The sequence below is a fragment of the Streptomyces sp. NPDC054849 genome (assembly GCF_053610945.1).
Map to the genome: position 1 here is coordinate 63,984 of NZ_JBSGZI010000022.1, position 16,017 is coordinate 80,000.

General features: G+C 70.3%; 16 protein-coding genes. 7 read left to right on the top strand and 9 right to left on the bottom strand.

Annotated elements, in window-relative coordinates; all coding sequences use genetic code 11:
* Positions 1-89: 89 nt before the first annotated feature.
* Positions 90-887: a CPBP family intramembrane glutamic endopeptidase gene (locus ACWGIF_RS13160; protein WP_453495461.1), complete on the top strand. Its 798-nt coding sequence runs from the start codon at positions 90-92 to the stop codon at positions 885-887.
* A 43-nt stretch (positions 888-930) separates the two neighbouring features.
* Here the strand turns inward: ACWGIF_RS13160 and ACWGIF_RS13165 are convergent, their stop codons facing one another.
* Positions 931-2,610, bottom strand: a complete 1,680-nt coding sequence (locus ACWGIF_RS13165) for an alpha/beta hydrolase (protein ID WP_453495464.1) — start codon at positions 2,608-2,610, stop codon at positions 931-933.
* Positions 2,611-2,735: 125 nt separating this feature from the next.
* A complete protein-coding gene (locus ACWGIF_RS13170; protein ID WP_453495467.1) occupies positions 2,736-3,023 on the bottom strand; it encodes an amphi-Trp domain-containing protein in 288 nt (95 codons plus the stop codon).
* 190 nt (positions 3,024-3,213) lie between these two features.
* Between ACWGIF_RS13170 and ACWGIF_RS13175 the strand changes: the two genes are divergently transcribed.
* Complete coding sequence (locus ACWGIF_RS13175) at positions 3,214-4,554, top strand: diacylglycerol/lipid kinase family protein (protein WP_453495470.1); 1,341 nt, start codon at positions 3,214-3,216, stop codon at positions 4,552-4,554.
* On the opposite strand, the gene ACWGIF_RS13180 is transcribed toward ACWGIF_RS13175, so the two are convergent.
* From ACWGIF_RS13180 to ACWGIF_RS13200, 5 genes are all read right to left on the bottom strand, one after another.
* Positions 4,555-6,312: a SulP family inorganic anion transporter gene (locus ACWGIF_RS13180; RefSeq protein ID WP_453495473.1), complete on the bottom strand. Its 1,758-nt coding sequence runs from the start codon at positions 6,310-6,312 to the stop codon at positions 4,555-4,557.
* On the bottom strand, positions 6,312-6,623 hold the full coding sequence (locus ACWGIF_RS13185; RefSeq protein WP_453495476.1) for a hypothetical protein: 312 nt from the start codon (positions 6,621-6,623) through the stop codon (positions 6,312-6,314). The genes ACWGIF_RS13180 and ACWGIF_RS13185 overlap by 1 nt, the downstream gene beginning before the upstream one ends.
* A gap of 21 nt (positions 6,624-6,644) precedes the next feature.
* Positions 6,645-7,058 carry an SHOCT domain-containing protein gene (locus tag ACWGIF_RS13190; protein WP_453495479.1) on the bottom strand — a complete coding sequence of 138 codons (414 nt, stop codon included), beginning with the start codon at positions 7,056-7,058 and terminating at the stop codon, positions 6,645-6,647.
* Between the two features lie 61 nt (positions 7,059-7,119).
* Positions 7,120-7,446 (bottom strand): carboxymuconolactone decarboxylase family protein, encoded by a 327-nt coding sequence (locus ACWGIF_RS13195; RefSeq protein ID WP_453495481.1) that lies wholly within the window; start codon positions 7,444-7,446, stop codon positions 7,120-7,122.
* Between the two features lie 98 nt (positions 7,447-7,544).
* On the bottom strand, positions 7,545-8,654 hold the full coding sequence (locus tag ACWGIF_RS13200; RefSeq protein ID WP_453495484.1) for a carboxylate-amine ligase: 1,110 nt from the start codon (positions 8,652-8,654) through the stop codon (positions 7,545-7,547).
* A 430-nt stretch (positions 8,655-9,084) separates the two neighbouring features.
* On the opposite strand from ACWGIF_RS13200, the gene ACWGIF_RS13205 reads away from it, so the two are divergent.
* The 3 genes from ACWGIF_RS13205 to gdhA all read left to right on the top strand — a co-directional run bounded on the left by ACWGIF_RS13205 (position 9,085) and on the right by gdhA (position 12,578).
* Positions 9,085-9,729, top strand: coding sequence for a dihydrofolate reductase family protein (locus ACWGIF_RS13205; RefSeq protein ID WP_453495487.1), 645 nt, complete (start codon positions 9,085-9,087; stop codon positions 9,727-9,729).
* A gap of 108 nt (positions 9,730-9,837) precedes the next feature.
* Positions 9,838-10,935 carry a PP2C family protein-serine/threonine phosphatase gene (locus ACWGIF_RS13210; RefSeq protein ID WP_453495490.1) on the top strand — a complete coding sequence of 366 codons (1,098 nt, stop codon included), beginning with the start codon at positions 9,838-9,840 and terminating at the stop codon, positions 10,933-10,935.
* Between the two features lie 287 nt (positions 10,936-11,222).
* Positions 11,223-12,578, top strand: a complete 1,356-nt coding sequence (gene gdhA / locus ACWGIF_RS13215; protein WP_453495493.1) for an NADP-specific glutamate dehydrogenase — start codon at positions 11,223-11,225, stop codon at positions 12,576-12,578.
* Positions 12,579-12,877: 299 nt separating this feature from the next.
* On the opposite strand, the gene ACWGIF_RS13220 is transcribed toward gdhA, so the two are convergent.
* Complete coding sequence (locus tag ACWGIF_RS13220) at positions 12,878-13,243, bottom strand: hypothetical protein (RefSeq protein WP_453495496.1); 366 nt, start codon at positions 13,241-13,243, stop codon at positions 12,878-12,880.
* A 56-nt stretch (positions 13,244-13,299) separates the two neighbouring features.
* Positions 13,300-13,740: a pyridoxamine 5'-phosphate oxidase family protein gene (locus ACWGIF_RS13225; RefSeq protein WP_453495499.1), complete on the bottom strand. Its 441-nt coding sequence runs from the start codon at positions 13,738-13,740 to the stop codon at positions 13,300-13,302.
* A gap of 290 nt (positions 13,741-14,030) precedes the next feature.
* Between ACWGIF_RS13225 and ACWGIF_RS13230 the strand changes: the two genes are divergently transcribed.
* Both ACWGIF_RS13230 and ACWGIF_RS13235 read left to right on the top strand, forming a co-directional pair.
* Positions 14,031-14,630, top strand: a complete 600-nt coding sequence (locus tag ACWGIF_RS13230) for a GNAT family N-acetyltransferase (RefSeq protein ID WP_453495502.1) — start codon at positions 14,031-14,033, stop codon at positions 14,628-14,630.
* 159 nt (positions 14,631-14,789) lie between these two features.
* Positions 14,790-15,740: an RNA-binding protein gene (locus ACWGIF_RS13235; protein ID WP_453495505.1), complete on the top strand. Its 951-nt coding sequence runs from the start codon at positions 14,790-14,792 to the stop codon at positions 15,738-15,740.
* Positions 15,741-16,017: the final 277 nt, after the last annotated feature.

Here is a 16,017-nt window from a genome sequence, read left to right on the forward strand (position 1 = left end):
GCCACGGGGCACCCCGGGGAGGCGCCCGGTAGCGTGAGGCCGAGGGGAGGGGGAGACGAACCGTCGGCGAATCCGAAGGACTGACCCTCATGCCCTGCCGTGACCCCGACGATGCCGAGCGGCGAGAGGTACGGGGCCGCGCCGCGGGCGGCGCGGCAGGGACCCGACGTCTCGGACGGATCGGCACCTGGCCCGCCGTGGTCCTCACGGTTGCCGTACTCCTCGCCGCCAACCTGGTCATGCACCGATGGACCGCCTTGTCAGGGCTGTCAGGGCTGGCCCGCCTGGTGCCGGCCGTCGTGGTCGGCGTCCTGCTGCTCGGCGTGCTCCGCTGGGCCGGCGGTACCCGGGCCGACGTGGGCCTGGCGTCCGGCACGCTGGCCCGCGGTACCCGGTGGGCGCTGGTCCTGATCGGTCTGGTCGCCGCCGTCTACTTGGCCGGGGCGCTCCTGCCGGCCACCCGAACGCTGTTCGAGGACCGGCGGTACGACGGGATGGACGGGGGCGAGCTGTTGATGCGTGTGCTCGTGCTCGTGCCCGTCGGCACCGTTCTGGTGGAGGAGTTCGCCTTCCGCGGCGTGCTCTACGGTCTGGTGCTCCGCGACCGCGGGGCCGTCTGGGCCACCACCGTGTCGAGTCTGTTGTTCGGCCTGTGGCACGTGCTGCCGTCCTTGCACCTGGCGACGGCCAAACCCGCCCTGACCGCGGTCTTCGGCGACTCCGCGCTCGGTGGCGCCCTGACGGTGTCGGCGACCGTGCTGTTCACGGCGGCAGCGGGCGTCCTGTTCTGCGAACTGCGTCGCCGCAGCGGCAGTCTGCTGGCTCCCATGGGCCTGCACTGGGCGGTCAACGCGTTCGGCTACGTGGCCGGGTTCCTGCTGCGCTGAATGCGCTGAACCACGCGACGGCGAGGCCGCGTGGCGTCCGGGCTCAGCCCTCCGGCCGGATGATGTTCCTCAGCCGCTCCAGGTCCTGCGCCGTGAACCCCGTCGGCCGCATGACGGCGTTCCAGCCGTCGACGTACGCGGCTTTGTACGTGTGGCCGTGGCCGTCCGGGACGCCCGTGGAGAACGGCAGGTCGGCGGTGACCTGCCAGAAGGTCACGAAGGGCATCCAGACCATCGCGCCGAGCACGTCCTTGCCGGGCGCCTGTCCGATCCAGTCGGGTTCGGAAAGGGCCAGATTCGGGCTCCACCAGACGATCGGGTCCGAAGGGTGCATGAGGTAGAGCACCCTCGTACCGTCCCACGGTCGCTGCGCGGGAGACATCCCGGCGGTCGGGTCCTCCGTGAACCGCACGGTCCGCCCGTCCTTGTAGACGGGCTCGATCTCGGGACTCCCCGAGTCGCGGTGATCGCTGAACTCGCGGAACAGGGTGTTGAAGTTGGGCGGACCGGCGAACAGGGTGCCGGCGGTGCGGTTGCGCAGGTCGTATTCCCCGCTGAAGGCCGTCTCGCCGCCGAACGAACCAAGGCTCTCACCGGCCACGAACAGCTGGGGACGCCGGTCCGGGGGCAGCTTGGACCAGACGTCGTAGACGGCGTCGAACAGTTCGCGGCCGGCCGCGCGCGCCTTGGACTGGTCGACGAGATAGGACAGCCACGACGGCAGATACGAGTACTGCACCGCCACGGTGGCCGCGTCGCCGTTGCCGAGGTACTCGAACGAGTCCACAGCGGCGGGATCGACCCAGCCGCTTCCCGTGGTGGTCATCACGAGCAGGTTCTCGCGTGTGAAGCCGCCCGCCCGTTCGAGGTCCGCGACGGCTCGCTCCGCCCGGCTCTCCGCGTCGTCGGACGTCGCCAGCCCGGCGTAGGCCCGGACGGGCTCCTGCGCCGTGCGATGGGTGAACGCGCCGATGTCCCGGGCCGACGGTCCGCTGCCGGTGAAGGCCCGGCCCTCCCTGCCCAGCGAGTCCCACGGCACCAGAGAACCGGGCCCGCCCGAGCGCAGAGCGGACGTGGGCTGGTGCACGCCCTCCGGCGTCTGCGTGTCGCGGACCGAGAACGCCTCGTTGGCCGCGTTCACGAAGCCGCCCAGCAGCAGACCGCTGAACGCGGACCAGGCCAGCCCCGCCACCAGCAGCCAGCCGACCACCCGCGCCGCCCGCGGCCCGATCCAGCGCCCGAGCAGGCGGGCGGCCCAGCGGTACAGGCGCCGCAGCCCGCGGCCGGCCAGCAGCAGGAGCCAGAAGACGAGAGCGGCGACGAACGGGCAGGCTACGGCGGTGAGGACGTTGTAGTCGGTGACTCCCATGAGCCTGCGGATCTCGTGCTGCCAGTACTGTCCGAGCCCGAACGAGAGGCCGAAGAGCACGATCGTGCAGACGATCAGAACGAGCCATGACCTGTGTGAGGGGGGCCGTGCGTCCCGGTCGGCGAAGGCACGCCACACGTAGGCGGCGAGCACGCCGAGCCCGTACCCGATGACTGCGGTGATGCCGCAGATCAGCCCTTGGAGAATGCCCCCGCGGGGAAGCAGCGACGGAGTGAAGGACAAACACGCCAGGAGGAGCGCGCCCCAGCAGCCGGGCAGCGTCAGGCGGGGCGACCAGCGCCGCTTCCCGGAGCCGGTGGACGGCTCGGGTGGCGGCCCCTCTGACGCGGACACCGGCGGATCGTGATGCATGGCTTTCCTTCGGGGACGGAACGGCTGGGTGCACCTGTCCCCAGGCTCTGGGGGTGGTGCCGTCCGCGCCCCTGCCGACCGCCGACGTCACCCCGTGGCACGCGCGTCTACTCCTCGTCCTGCCCCGTCTCCGTGCCGGCCGCCGTCCGCGATGAGGCGGCCGCGGTCTGCGCGATGGGCCACTTGAGTTCGAACTCCAGCTCGATCTGTCCGTCGTCGACCTCGACCTCGATCTCGGTGCGCAGCTCGTCGGGGATGCGCAGGGTCAGCGTCCCCGGGCCGAGTTCCAGTTCGGCACTGCCGCCGCGCCTCAGCGCCTCCGCGAGCGCGGAGAGCTGATCGGCGGCCTCCAACCGTGACAAGGAGCGCTTCTGCTCGAACGTGAGGTCCGCCATGGGTGGCTCCGATCCGCCAACGATCAGGGGAACAGCAGATAGCCCATTGTCACGCCGCGCGGCAGACCGGGCATCTCCGGGCGTGGCGGGAGGCCGGGGGACGTGCCGCGCGGGGTGACCGCCCCTACCCTGAAGGGGACATCTGCGGGCGGGCTGTCCGGCGGTCGGTCAAGCAGCGGGAGGTTGTCCCATGAGCAGGCGTTGGACCGCGCGTCTGTCCCTCGCGGCGGGCGCGGCGGCGCTTCTCGTGCTGGTGGTCTTCGCCGGGCTCGGAAGCCTCGTGCTCATGGCGGTGGGGTGGGCGGGACTGGTGCTCACGGCGGCCGGCGGGTGGTGGATGCTCACCCACACCGGCTGGATCAGGCTGTTGGCCGCCGTGCTGGTGGTCGCCGCGCCGCTCGGGGTCCTGATCCTCTACGCGGCTGCCGGGCTGCTGTGGGTCGTACTGGTCTCGCTCGGACTGTGGGCGGTGGCCGTTTCCGCGGGCAGGGCCGCCCTCGTGGGCGACGCCACGCCGGGGATGCCGGAGCGGTCCGCCGGCCGGCCCGCACACCCGTTCCTGATCATGAATCCGCGCTCGGGCGGCGGAAAGGTCGAAAAGTTTCACCTGGCGGAGCGAGCCAGGGCCCTCGGTGCCGAGGTCGTCGTGCTGGATCCGGCCCGGCCGCAGGATGTCGCCGAGCTGGCGCGCCAGGCCGTCCGGGACGGGGCCGACCTGCTCGGCGTCGCGGGCGGTGACGGTACACAGGCCCTGGTCGCCGGTGTGGCTGCGGAACACGGCCTGCCCTTCATGGTGATCAGCGCCGGCACTCGCAACCACTTCGCGATGGACCTGGGCCTGGACCGGCAGGATCCCTCCACGTGCCTGGAGGCTCTGACGGACGGAGTCGAACTGCGCATCGACCTCGGCTACCTCCATGCGGGAGAGCTTGCGGACCCGAGCGCGGAGCGCGTCTTCATCAACAACGCCTCGTTCGGCGTGTACGCCGAAGTCGTGCAGAGTCCCGCCTATCGCGACGACAAGGCCCGCACGATCCTGGAGATGCTGCCGGATCTGCTGACCCACCACAGCGGCGCGCGGCTGAGTGTCCGAGCCGGTTCGCTGAGCCTGGACGGCCCCCAGGCCGTGCTGGTGAGCAACAACCCCTACGAGAGGGGCGACTCGGCGGGCCTGGGACGCCGACAGCGTCTGGACTCCGGCGAGCTGGGGGTGCTGGGCGTCGGCGTCGGCAACGCGGCCGAGGCGACGGATCTCCTGCTGCGGGGCGCCCAGGGCCGCGGGCTGACCGCTGTCACCGTCCACGAGGTGGTCGTCGACGCCGACACTCCCGTCGTTCCGGTCGGTGTCGACGGTGAGGCGCTGACGTTGCCCACGCCGGTGCGCTGTCGTGTCGCGCCCGGCGCTCTGCGCGTGCGCGTGCCCAGGAACCGGCCCGGCGTACCGCACGTCGCACCGCCGATGGACTGGCGCCGGGTACGGAGTCTGGCCCTGACGATGGGGCGCGTCGCGGCAGGACGCGGTAGCGCCTGATCAGGGGCTGTTGCCGGTCCACTCGGCTCCCGTGTGGCGGCGGAATGCGGCGACGGCGGCCTCCACGGTGGGGAAGAAGTGGTCGGGGTCGATGGTGCGGGTGAGTTCGTACCGCTCGATCTTCCGCCGCACGGGGTCCTTCAGCTCGGCGAACACCAGGTGCACGTGCTCCGCGTTGAGCGTTTCGTCGAGGTCCTCCAGAACGTCGGCGGCGGTGGTGTCCACGTCGGTCATGGGCTCCGCCGCGACCACGATCCAGATCGGCCGCGGGTCCGCGCCGGCCAGTCGCCTGATCTCGTCGCGGAAGGTCTTGGCGTTGGCGAAGAAGAGCGGGGCGTCGAACCGGTAGATGACCAGCCCCGGCAGCTGCCGGGCCTGGGGGTGGAAGCGGACGTCGTGGTAGCCCTCCAGACCCTTCACCCGCCCGAGGACGGTGTGGTAGGGCCACCAGGCGCGCCGGAAGACGTTGAGGACGGACAGGGCCACGGCGATGGCGATCCCGGGCAGCACGCCGAGCAGGGCCACACCGAGGAAGGCCGCGCAGCACAGCAGGAAATCCGCGCGGCTCTGCCGCCACAGCCGTACCGACCCGGGGATGTCGGCCAGGGACAGCGACGCCGTGATGACCACGGCGGCGAGGGCCGGCTGGGGGAGATTGCGGAACAGGCCTGGAGCCAGCACGAGCATGAGGGCGATGAGCGCCGCTCCGACGACCCCGGTGAGCTGACTCCTGGCCCCCGCACGCTCCGCCACCGCCGTACGGGATCCGCTCGTGCTCACGGGGAAGCCCTGGAAGAGACCGGCCGCCAGGTTGGCCACGCCGACTCCGGCCATCTCCTGATTGCCGCGGATCTCCTGCCCCGTGCGGGCTGCGAAGGCCGACGCGTTGGAGATCGTGTCGGCCAGTGAGACCAGCGCGATGCCCAGGGCACCGCCGATCAGCAGCGGCAGGTCGGCGAGCCGCACCTCAGGGAGAGTGAACGGCGGGAAGCCCTCGGGTAGTTCTCCGACCAGGCTCACGCCGCGACCGCCCAGGTCGAAGACTGTGGCCGCGGCGATCGCCAGGACCACCATCGCGAGAACGGCGGGGATCTTCGGCAGGAAGCGCTGCAGCACCAGGATCACGACGAGCCCGCCGACGCCGACCGCCGCGGCGGCCGGCACCGCCGCCCCCTCGGCGAGCTTCTGCACGAAGCCGGCGCATTCGCCGATCAGGTGGTCCGCCTCGACGTTGAAGCCGAGCAGCTTGGGAAGCTGACCGATCAGAATGGTCAGCGCCAGGCCGTTCATGTAGCCGATCATCGTCGGTTTGGAGATCAGGTCGGCGATGAAACCGAGCTTCGCCACCGATGCCAGGATCATGACGGTCGCCACCATGAGCGCGAGCATCGACGCCAGTGCGACGGCCCGGTCGGGATCCCCGTCGGCCGCCACCAGGGGCAGTACGGTGGCCGCGATCATCGGCCCCAGCGAGGAATCCGGACCCAGCACCAGGAGCCGCGACGGCCCGCACACCGCGTATCCGAGCAGGCAGAGGATGGTCGTGTAGAGGCCGGTGATCGGCGGCAGGCCTGCCAGCTCGGCGTACGCCATGCCCTGCGGCACCAGCAGCGTGGTCAGGACGACCCCCGCGACCAGGTCCTTGACCAGCCACTCCCGCCGGTAGGACGAGACCGCGCGGATCCCCGGCACAGCCCGTGCCCGGGCGAGAAGCCCGTGGCTGTTGTGCAGCCCGGTCGCCGCGGACCGCCGGCGCATCAGGAGCCTCCGGACCGGCGGGCCAGGAGCTTGTCCGTCTCCCACCAGAGCAGGAGCAGGAGCAGCAGCAGCCGAGGAGTGCGAAGCACCAGCCGGCCGAACTGCCCCGGCGTGAAGCCGAAGGAGGTGTGGGCGGGCGCGCCGTCGACGCCGTACCAGGTCACTGCCACCGCCACCGCGTTCGGCATGATCGCGCGTCGTCGATGCCCGCGCAGGTGACCGCCGAGATGGTGGATTTCCCCGTCGAGCCTGCGGCCCGTGCTTGAGACGGTACGCCAGGCGCCGGGGGTCACCACTTCAACGGCGGTCATCCGGTGCGAGCGAGTGAGCGGTCAGGCCGAGAGGACTTTGGCCTTGGCCTGTTCGAACTCGGCTGCCGTGATCTCACCGCGGTTCTTGAGATCGGCGAGCCGGGACAGTTCTTCCGCCGGGGTCGCGGCCTGGGCGCTCTCGCGCACGTAGGAGCGGAACTGCTCCTCGTTCCGCTGAACCCGCCTCAATTCGCGTTCGCCCATTCCACGCCCGCGGGCGATCAGGTAGACGAACACGCCCAGGAAGGGCAGCAGGATCACGAAGAAGGACCATCCCGCCTTGCCCCAGCCGCCCAGCGCGTCGTCCCGGAAGATGTCACCGATGACGCGGAAGAGCAGGACGAACCAGAGCACCCAGAAGAAGATCATCAACATGGTCCAGAACATGTTCAGCAGCGGGTAGTCCACTGCCAGGTGCAGCGTCGAATCCTTCATCGCCGGCCTCCTGCCGGTTCTGCGCGCCCGTTTCTCCGGGGGTGCCGCGCGAGTGTCTGGGTCAGCCTTGGGTGTCGATCTCGGCCTCGGCGACGGCGATGGCGATGCCGAGCGCCGTCGCGATGTTGCCGGCCGCCGTCATGACGCGGGCGGTGCCCACGATGGGGGCGATGGCGACCAGCACGTCCTGCAACTGCTCGGCGGTCAGACCGGCCTTGAGGGCGGGATCGATGTGGGCGATGTAGGAGATCGGCGGAGCGTCCGAGGCGGCGAGGGCCGCGATCCGGGTGAGCAGGAGCATGTCCGGGGCCAGCCCGCACCGCTCGAGCGAGTCGCCTGTCATGGCGAGGAGAGTGTCCAGAACGGGGGTGTCGGATGCAGCGGACATGAGGATGTCCTCCTGGGTGTCGTCGCGCCCGAGTACGGGGGAGTGACAGCGTGCCGCCGACGGACCACTGACACCACCGGCAGGCCCTTCGCTCCACCTTAGAACCCCTCCTGCTCCTGCGCGCGGGGTGTGTCGGTGATCAGGGCCGCGACCGCGGGCAGGCCGGTCTCGGCCAGGGCGCGGCGTTGTCGGTCGGCCGCCGTGCCCTGCTGGAGGAGCCGATGCACGAGCGAGGACACCTCGCGGTAGTCACCGTTCTCCTCCAGGGCGGGGCGGATGTGCCGCATCAGCATGCCCAGCATGTCGCCGCTGCTGTGCGACCGGCCTCCCGGGTCCACCAGCGTGCTGTTCAACCCATGCCGGGCGGCATGCCACGTCGCGGCCTGCAGGAGCTCCGGCCGGCAGAGCGCGGGAGCGGCTCCCGCCTTCTCCTCGGCGAGCGCGGTGGCGGCGAGCCCGCGGACGACACCGGCGAGCATCACCGCGTCGTCCGCCTCCAGCTGCACGTCGCAGCAGCGCACCTCGATGGTCGGGTACCGCTCCGAGAGCCGCGCCTGCCAGTACATCTGCCCCCGGTCCGGGATCACTCCCGACTCCACCAGCCCGTCGGCACGCGCCTCGTAGTCCGCGACCCCCGCGAAATAGGGGGGTGGGCCGCTGACCGGCCAACGGCCGAAGATGATCGTGCGCCAGCTGGCGAAGCCGGTGTCCCGCCCGTCCCACAGGGGCCCGTTCGCGGACATCGCCAGCAGCGTCGGAAGCCAGACGCGCATCCGGTTCATCACCGCCACCGCGGTCTCCCGGTCCGGCATCCCGACGTGGACGTGCATCCCACAGATCAGCTGCTCGTCCACCAGCACCCGGGCCTCTCCCCGCATCCGCAGATACCTCGCCGTGCTGGTGACCGGTACCGGCAGGACGTCCCTGACCGGGGCGGTGGCGGAGATCGCGATCCGGCAGCCGTTCACCTGCGCGGCGGAGGCGACCGCGTGACGCAGGCGCAGGAGATGGCCCCCCACTTCCTCCAGAGCCGTGCACACGGGGGTGGCGACTTCGATCTGCGCCTGGAGCAGTTCGTCCTGGACCTCCCGCTCGTCCGCGATCGGTGCCAGGCTGGCCGTCGCACGTACCTCCTGCACGAGCGGAGTGGGAAGGAGCGTCTCCGGCTCGACCAGCAGGTACTCCTCCTCGACCCCAACAGTGATCATGCTGAGTGGCTACCCCGAACCCGTCGTGATCACCCCGGGGCTAGAACCATCTGGCCGTAGCCGGTGCCGGCTCGTCCCGGCACGTGGGTCCGTCCTGCATCCCGGCGGGGCTCCCGCAGCGGTGCCCCTGACAACACGGGGACGTATGCGCTGACCTGCCCGTTTTCGCGGACGGGGGACCGCCGGTGGCGAGGAGGGCGCCGGCCGCGACGCGCAGCGGGGGCGACGTGCCGCGACCGCCGGGCCAGGGGACGGAGGGTGAGGCCGACCGCTTCACGCGCCTCGCGGCGGCGGGGTTCCCCCCTAATCACCGGCGGGGTTCCCCCCTAATCACCCGACTGGTTGAAGCGGGTTTCGTCGCGGCGATGAGTCTGCGGGCCTCCGCAGGTCTATCTCTTGACGGAGACAACCGACTCATCGGGAGTAAGCCATGGGCCTCATCCACATCGAGATGTTCGCGACCCTCGACCTCGTCGGGCAGGCGCCCGGCGGCCCCGACGAGGACCCGGTGGGGTTCCCGTTCGGCGGCTGGCAGGCACCCCTGCTGGACGAGGTCGCCGGGGCGCAGGTCGGTGCCGCGTACGAGGGCACGGACGCCCTGCTGCTCGGCCGGCGGACGTACGACATCTTCGCCGCCTACTGGCCCCACCAGGAGGGCGGCGAGGACGAGGAGATCGCCACGCTCTTCAACAGCGTCCCGAAGTACGTGGCCTCCCGCGGCAGGCCCGACCTCTCGTGGGCCGGGTCCACGCAGCTCGGCCCGGACCTCGCCGACGCGGTGCGTGAGATCCGTGAGCGGCACGAGCACGTGAAGGTCGTCGGAAGCCTGAACCTCGTGCAGACGCTCCTGCGCGAGAAGCTCTTCGACCGTCTCGATCTCTGGCTGCACCCCATCGTGCTCGGCGTCGGGAAGAAGGTGTTCGCCGACGGCGCGGTGCCCACCAACGTCACGCTCCTCGCACCCCCGGTAGCCGGCCCGAAGGGCACCGTGTACCTGCGCTACGGGCTCGCCGACGGCACTCCCGCGACGGGCGACATGAGTGCACCCGATCGCGGTGCCGGAAGCGACGACTGAGCCCGCCCCCCGCCTGGTGGGTCTCCGTTCCGTGCGTAGCGGGCAGGGGGACAGCGGCCGCCCGCTGTCTTCGTCAGAGCGCTATGCCCCCATTACGCGGATATCCTGATGAATGTGATCGAGTCTGGACGGCCGCGGCTCCGCAGGCGCCCCGGCGCCGGAATGCTTGTGCGGCTGTCGCCGGTCATCCTGACCGTCGTCATCGCCAGCCTGGCGTACACCACTCCGCCGGAACTGGCCTTCAGCCGCCTCCTGCCCGCGGCGCCGGCCCTCGCCGCCGCCATGTGGCCGGTGCTCCCCACCGTCCTGCTCGGGACCGTCTGCCTGATTCTGATGATCGGCCTCAGCCTCGTCTTTCCCGATCTGGGTACCTGGTGGACGGCCGCGGGGATCATCGCGGTGACCGTGGCCGCCGCGTACGGAAGCCACGTCCGCCTCCAGCGGGAGCGTACGCTCTTCCAGGTACGGCTCGTCGCCGACGCGGCGCAGCAGGTGGTGCTCAGCCCCATGCCGCGCCGCTTCGGCAACATCGAGATCGAGTCGCTGTATCTCGCGGCCGCGGCGGAGGCCCGCATCGGCGGGGACTTCTACGAGGTGGTCGACACGCCGTACGGGGTCAGGCTGCTCATCGGTGACGTGCGGGGCAAGGGCCTGCCGGCCGTGGGGGCGGCCGCGGCGATCGTCAACGCCTTCCGGGAGGCGGCCTACGGCGAGACCGACATGGTCAACGTCGCGCGCAGGCTCGACGCCAGCAGCACCCGTTACAACGCCGCCTTTCCCCCCGAGGGGCCGATGGAGCGCTTCGCCACCGCCCTGCTCGTCGAGATTCCGCACGAGGGCAGACGTATCGACATCCTCAACTGCGGACACCCCCCGCCGCTGCTCCTGAACCGCGGGACACTCCGTGTCCTCGAGTCGCCCACCCCATCGCCACTGCTCAGCCTCGCGGAGCTGATCGGGGATCACTACAACGTCGACACCTTCGACTTGGCCCCCAACGACCTGCTGCTTCTCTATACCGACGGGATCGCCGAGGCACGCGCCCGCGACGGCGAGTTCTTCCCGCTGGCAGCTTGGATGCGTCGACAGCCCCCGACACCGCCCCGCGAACTGCTCACGGCTCTGCACCGCGACCTCCTCCGCTACAGCCGAGGACGCCTTGACGACGACATCGCCGCACTCGCCGTACGCCTGTGTGAGCCCTGAGACGCGGAGTCCCAGGAGTTGCACGAGAACCGCATGAGCGCCCCCGCAGTTTCCGACAAGTCCGGGGGTACTTGCCCTGCGGGGGCGTTTTTTGTCCGCGCGATAGAAGCCTTCCCCAGGGCTGCGCCGTGCGCGGTAGCCTCCGCACAGGGGCCGCCTTCCGGAAGAACTTTTCCGATTGTGCGTGTTCGGAGCGCCCTGCACTCGAAATCGACCGGTACGCGCGGACCCGCGGACACCATGCACTGCCGTCGTCTACGCACCGCGCACTCCCTGGAGGGACACACGTGAAGGACTCGAAGGACAGGCTGGAAGCACTGCGGGCCGAGATCGAGCGCCGCAACCCCGCGCAGCCCGAGTTCCATCAGGCGGTACGGGAGGTCCTCGAGAGCCTGGCCCCCGTCTTCTCCGCACGGCCCGAGTACGCCGATCCGGCCGTGGCCCTCGTGGAGCGGCTCACCGAGCCCGAGCGGCAGATCCTCTTCCGCGTCCCGTGGCAGGACGACCGAGGCCGGGTCCACGTCAACCGCGGCTACCGCGTCGAGTTCAACAGTGCGCTCGGCCCGTACAAGGGCGGCCTGCGCTTCCACCCGTCGGTGGACATCGGTGTGGTGAAGTTCCTCGGCTTCGAGCAGATCTTCAAGAACGCCCTGACCGGACTCGGCATCGGCGGCGGCAAGGGCGGCAGCGACTTCGACCCGCACGGCAGGTCGGACGCCGAGGTCATGCGGTTCTGCCAGTCCTTCATGACCGAGCTGCACCGGCACATCGGAGAGCACACCGACGTGCCCGCCGGGGACATCGGTGTCGGCGGCCGCGAAATCGGCTACCTCTTCGGCCAGTACCGGCGCATCACCAACCGCTGGGAGGCCGGAGTCCTGACCGGCAAAGGACAGGGCTGGGGCGGCTCCGCGATCCGGCCGCAGGCGACGGGTTACGGCAGTGTGCTGTTCGCCGCCGAGATGCTGAAGGTCCGGGGCGAGTCGCTGGACGGGCTGACCGCGGTGGTCTCCGGCTCCGGCAACGTCGCCCTGTACACGATCGAGAAGCTCCAGCAGCTCGGCGCGAACCCGCTGACCTGCTCGGACTCCCAGGGCTACGTCGTCGACGACAAGGGCATCGACCTCGCCCTTCTCAAGCAGGTCAAGGAGGTCGAGCGCGGGCGTGTGAGCGAGTACGCGGCGCGGCGCGGATCCTCGGCGCGGTTCGTGCCCGGCGGGCAGATCTGGCAGGTGCCGGCGGACATCGCCTTCCCCTCCGCCACCCAGAACGAACTGGACGCGCAGGACGCCCGTACGCTCGTCGCGGGCGGGGTCAAGGCGGTCTCCGAGGGCGCCAACATGCCGACCACTCCCGAGGCCGTACGAATCCTGCAGGAGGCCGGGGTCGCGTTCGGGCCCGGCAAGGCCGCCAACGCGGGCGGGGTCGCGGTCAGCGCCCTCGAGATGAGCCAGAACGCCGGCCGGGTGGCCTGGAGCACGCAGCGGGTGGAGGATGAACTCGCCGCCATCATGCGCTCGATCCACGCCGTAGCCCACGAGACCGCCGAGCGGTACGGCGCCCCGGGCGACTACGTCACCGGCGCGAACATCGCCGGCTTCGAGCGGGTCGCGGACGCGATGCTGGCGCAGGGCGTCATCTGATCCGACGCTCACGCCGCGCTCGGACCGAGTGGGGCGGGCCTGCTGCGCTCGTAACCTGGTGGAGCGGCCCGGGACGTGTCTTCCGGACCGCTCTTCCGCGTCCGGGCGGGGGTCGCAACCCGGCTCCCTGCGCTGCTGGTTGACCGGATGAGGCATGCGCGTGCCGACCGCGCCGACCGCGCCGGACGGGGTGCAAAGGGACCGGAAGGATGCGATCGGCGTCGGGGGCGGACCGCCTCGCACGAGGAACCGCAGGAGAGTCCGCCGGGACCGTCGACGTCCCCACCTCGAGGGTGGGGCTATTCGCCGAGGTACTGGTGTCTGCCGTCGGCGGACGAGACGACGAGCCGGCCCTCGCGGACCTGCCACTCAGTCGTTCCATCGACTTCGTGGCTGGCAAGGAACAAGCCCCGGACGAGGTCTCCGTCGTCGTCGGAAGCCGGGACCTGGGCGATCTCTCTGAGCTGGTTCATGAACCAGTCCACGGCCGACTCCCGGATGTCGGCGCCGTAGAAGATGTAATGGGTCCAATTGACCTGCTGCCGAGGTGTGCTCCATCCGAGGGAGTAGTGATCGTCGGCGTGGGACGCGATGAGCTCTTGGACGATGGCGAGTTGCGTCCCGTCGCACTCCAGCCATCCTCTGACCGACACGTAAACGCCCATGTGTATCTCCCTTCTGTCATCGTCAGTCCGCGGGCAGCTCGGCGGCGAGTGATTCATCAATCATGGGCGGGGATGTCCAGGGCGGTCCCGTACAGGCGGGAGACCCGGATCAGGATCACCACGCGCCGATCAGGCAGCGGATGCTCCCCAGGGGCCGTTCCGTCGGCCGGGTCCACTATTTCCGCTTCGCCCTCCGCTACGGCGAACGACCAGACGTCTGGGCCACTGACGTGCAGTGAGGTGTGCGGGTCGCGGCGCAATTGGCGGACCTTGAGACGGTCGGCGGTGGAGGAGATGCGCAGTACGCGCTCCTCGGCGTTCCAGTCGTAGAGGACAGTCGACAGATGCGGGTGGCCGGTGCTCCTGACGCTCGCGAGTACGCCGAACTGCTGCTGCCGCAACAGCTGGGAGAGCTCATGGTCGGTGAGCGTCCGGGGGGCCGGGCCGTCGTTCTCGGTGGTGCCGGCGGTGGACTCGGTGGAGGTGTTCTCGCTCATGGGGATCGGCCTTTCCGGTGGTCGGGTGCGGCAAGGGGGCGAGTCAGACAGCTGTGGCGTGGGTGGGAGCCAGTGTGTCGACGGTCGACTCCCTGGCTGTGGCGTCGACTCGGAGGGCGAGACGGCGTAAGTACGCGAGCCACAGGATAGACCGTAGCAGATAGTTTTGTTGCAGACTATCTGTGGGGTGGGAGGTCGGTGATATGCGCGAAGGCGCCAACGAGGAGCAGGCGGGCTGCAGTAGCGCACACCACCATCACCATCCAGTGTGTGGGCGGTGCGGTGCATCGGTGGCCACCCGCTACGAGAGACTCGCCGGCCGCTACGCCACCGTCCTTGTCGCGGCCATCAACGATGACTGTGACCGGCACGGAAATCGACTCGCCCCGCTGCGGCGTGACCGGGAAACTCGCCCCATGACGACAGCCTTCACCGTGCGCCCCGCCCGACCCGCTGATGCGGGCCGTCTGGCCGAACTCCGATGGATGTTCAAGCAAGAGGACCACAGAGGACAGCCGCCGACCCCGGTGCGGCTTCTGGAAGAGGCAGAGCACTGGATCCGCGACCGGCTCAGGGATAGCCACTGGTTGGCCTGGGTCGCGGAGACCGAAGGTGAAATCTGCGGTCACGTCTTCCTCTGTCTGGTGGAGCGGATGCCGGAGCCCTACGAGGACAACAACCCGGTCGGCTATGTCACGAACTACTTCGTCCTGCCGTCACTCCGGAACAAGGGAGCCGGCTCCGCGCTCCTTGAGGCGCTGAAGCAGCATTCACGCAGTGCAGGCCTCGAGGGCTTGATCGTCTGGCCGTCAGAGCGCAGCGCCCCGCTCTATCAGCGCCTCGGTTTCCAGCCCCCAGAGGAACTGCTGGAACTTCCACTCGACACCTGACCACGAGATCCACTTCAGATGCGCGGCCCAAGCGGGTGGAACGGTGACCACTATGTCGCCGTCGACGTCCCGCCTGGGTGAAACCTGCGACGCTTAAGTCGAGATCATGGAACGCGAGGTGCTCGAGGCCCGCGCCTTCCGGGAGTGACAGGGAGCAGTGTGCAGCCGCCTTTCGTCCATCGGATCACCAAGTACGACCCCGCCGACCGCAACGAGCACGGCCACTACACCGGCGCCGAGGACTCGGTCAGTGACCACGGCCCGGTCGAGGCCGCATACCTGGAGGCGATCGCCGCCTTCGCCGAGGGCGCAGGCGTCGACCGGCTGGCGATCCGTGAGCCGCAGGTCAACGCCTTCGTCCACTTCGGCCTGGAGCCGCCGGTCGAAAACTCCGGCCTCACCGGCCTCTTTCCGCCCGACCTCACCGGCTTCCACGATGGAGCCGAGGTTTCTCTCGCCGTGGCCCTCGAACTGGTACGGGCCATGCTCCGCGACAGCGGCGTCTGGTGCCGGCTGGAGATGGAGGGCGTGTTCACCGTGCACGTCGGCTGGGACCAGTACGTGTACGTGGGAAGCGACAAGCCCTGCGCGGACGCCGTGGCCCGCACCAGGGCGCTCGGCCTCTTCCCGGAACGGCTGGCGGCCTCGCCCTATGCGGCGGAAGCCGACGAACCGGGAGAGTCGCAGCCCGCGGACGAGGAGTTCTGGGCTCGCATCAGACGGACCCTCGCCGTACGAAATGCGGTGATCCTGCAGGAGGCCTACGCCGGGAACGCCTCCCGCCGGCACCGGCTCACCGGAGCCACCCTCGACGCAGTGCGCGCCGGGCTCACCCCGCGGGCCCGGTTGACCGTCTGGCCCGACCTTTCCCCCGACGTCGGTGCGGTTCTCGCGGCCCTGCCCGAGGACGGCGTCGTGGAGTTCGTTTGGGAGGCGGAAGACGGGACGATCACCGGCGTGTTCGTGGACGAGACCGAGTACGGGGAGCTGGCCGCCCTGGTGGCCGGTGCCAGAGCGGCCGCCGCCTTGCCCCTGTACCTCGACGAACGGCATCCACTTCTCTCCGCCGTCCTTCCTGACAGCGACGGTGTGCTGCGCGCCCGGTGGTGAACCGACCACCTCGGGGCGCGCCGTGTGCCCGGGGTGATCAACGCGCGCGGCGCGCCCGGGCGCCAGGTCCGCGGCGCCGTGCGTGGCGGCTGCGGTGCACCGTCGACCGCCCCGCCTTGTGGCGTCCGGAGCGCTCCCGTGCCGTCTCCGCCGACTGCCCCGCCCCGTCCGTGGCGGGCGCCCCCTGCGTCGGCCCGGGGGGTCCGTCCCACATGCTGTGGCGTCCTGCTGTGGGGCCTGTCGCCATCGTGCGTGTCCGGCCTCCTTCCTAGGCTCT

Coding starts and splice junctions, on each gene's coding strand:
- ACWGIF_RS13160 (WP_453495461.1), top strand. CDS start 90: ATGCCCTGCCGTGACCCCGACGATGCCGAGCGGCGAGAGGTACGGGGC.
- ACWGIF_RS13170 (WP_453495467.1), bottom strand. CDS start 3,023: ATGGCGGACCTCACGTTCGAGCAGAAGCGCTCCTTGTCACGGTTGGAG.
- ACWGIF_RS13175 (WP_453495470.1), top strand. CDS start 3,214: ATGAGCAGGCGTTGGACCGCGCGTCTGTCCCTCGCGGCGGGCGCGGCG.
- ACWGIF_RS13180 (WP_453495473.1), bottom strand. CDS start 6,312: ATGCGCCGGCGGTCCGCGGCGACCGGGCTGCACAACAGCCACGGGCTT.
- ACWGIF_RS13185 (WP_453495476.1), bottom strand. CDS start 6,623: ATGACCGCCGTTGAAGTGGTGACCCCCGGCGCCTGGCGTACCGTCTCA.
- ACWGIF_RS13190 (WP_453495479.1), bottom strand. CDS start 7,058: ATGAAGGATTCGACGCTGCACCTGGCAGTGGACTACCCGCTGCTGAAC.
- ACWGIF_RS13195 (WP_453495481.1), bottom strand. CDS start 7,446: ATGTCCGCTGCATCCGACACCCCCGTTCTGGACACTCTCCTCGCCATG.
- ACWGIF_RS13200 (WP_453495484.1), bottom strand. CDS start 8,654: ATGATCACTGTTGGGGTCGAGGAGGAGTACCTGCTGGTCGAGCCGGAG.
- ACWGIF_RS13205 (WP_453495487.1), top strand. CDS start 9,085: ATGGGCCTCATCCACATCGAGATGTTCGCGACCCTCGACCTCGTCGGG.
- ACWGIF_RS13210 (WP_453495490.1), top strand. CDS start 9,838: ATGAATGTGATCGAGTCTGGACGGCCGCGGCTCCGCAGGCGCCCCGGC.
- ACWGIF_RS13220 (WP_453495496.1), bottom strand. CDS start 13,243: ATGGGCGTTTACGTGTCGGTCAGAGGATGGCTGGAGTGCGACGGGACG.
- ACWGIF_RS13225 (WP_453495499.1), bottom strand. CDS start 13,740: ATGAGCGAGAACACCTCCACCGAGTCCACCGCCGGCACCACCGAGAAC.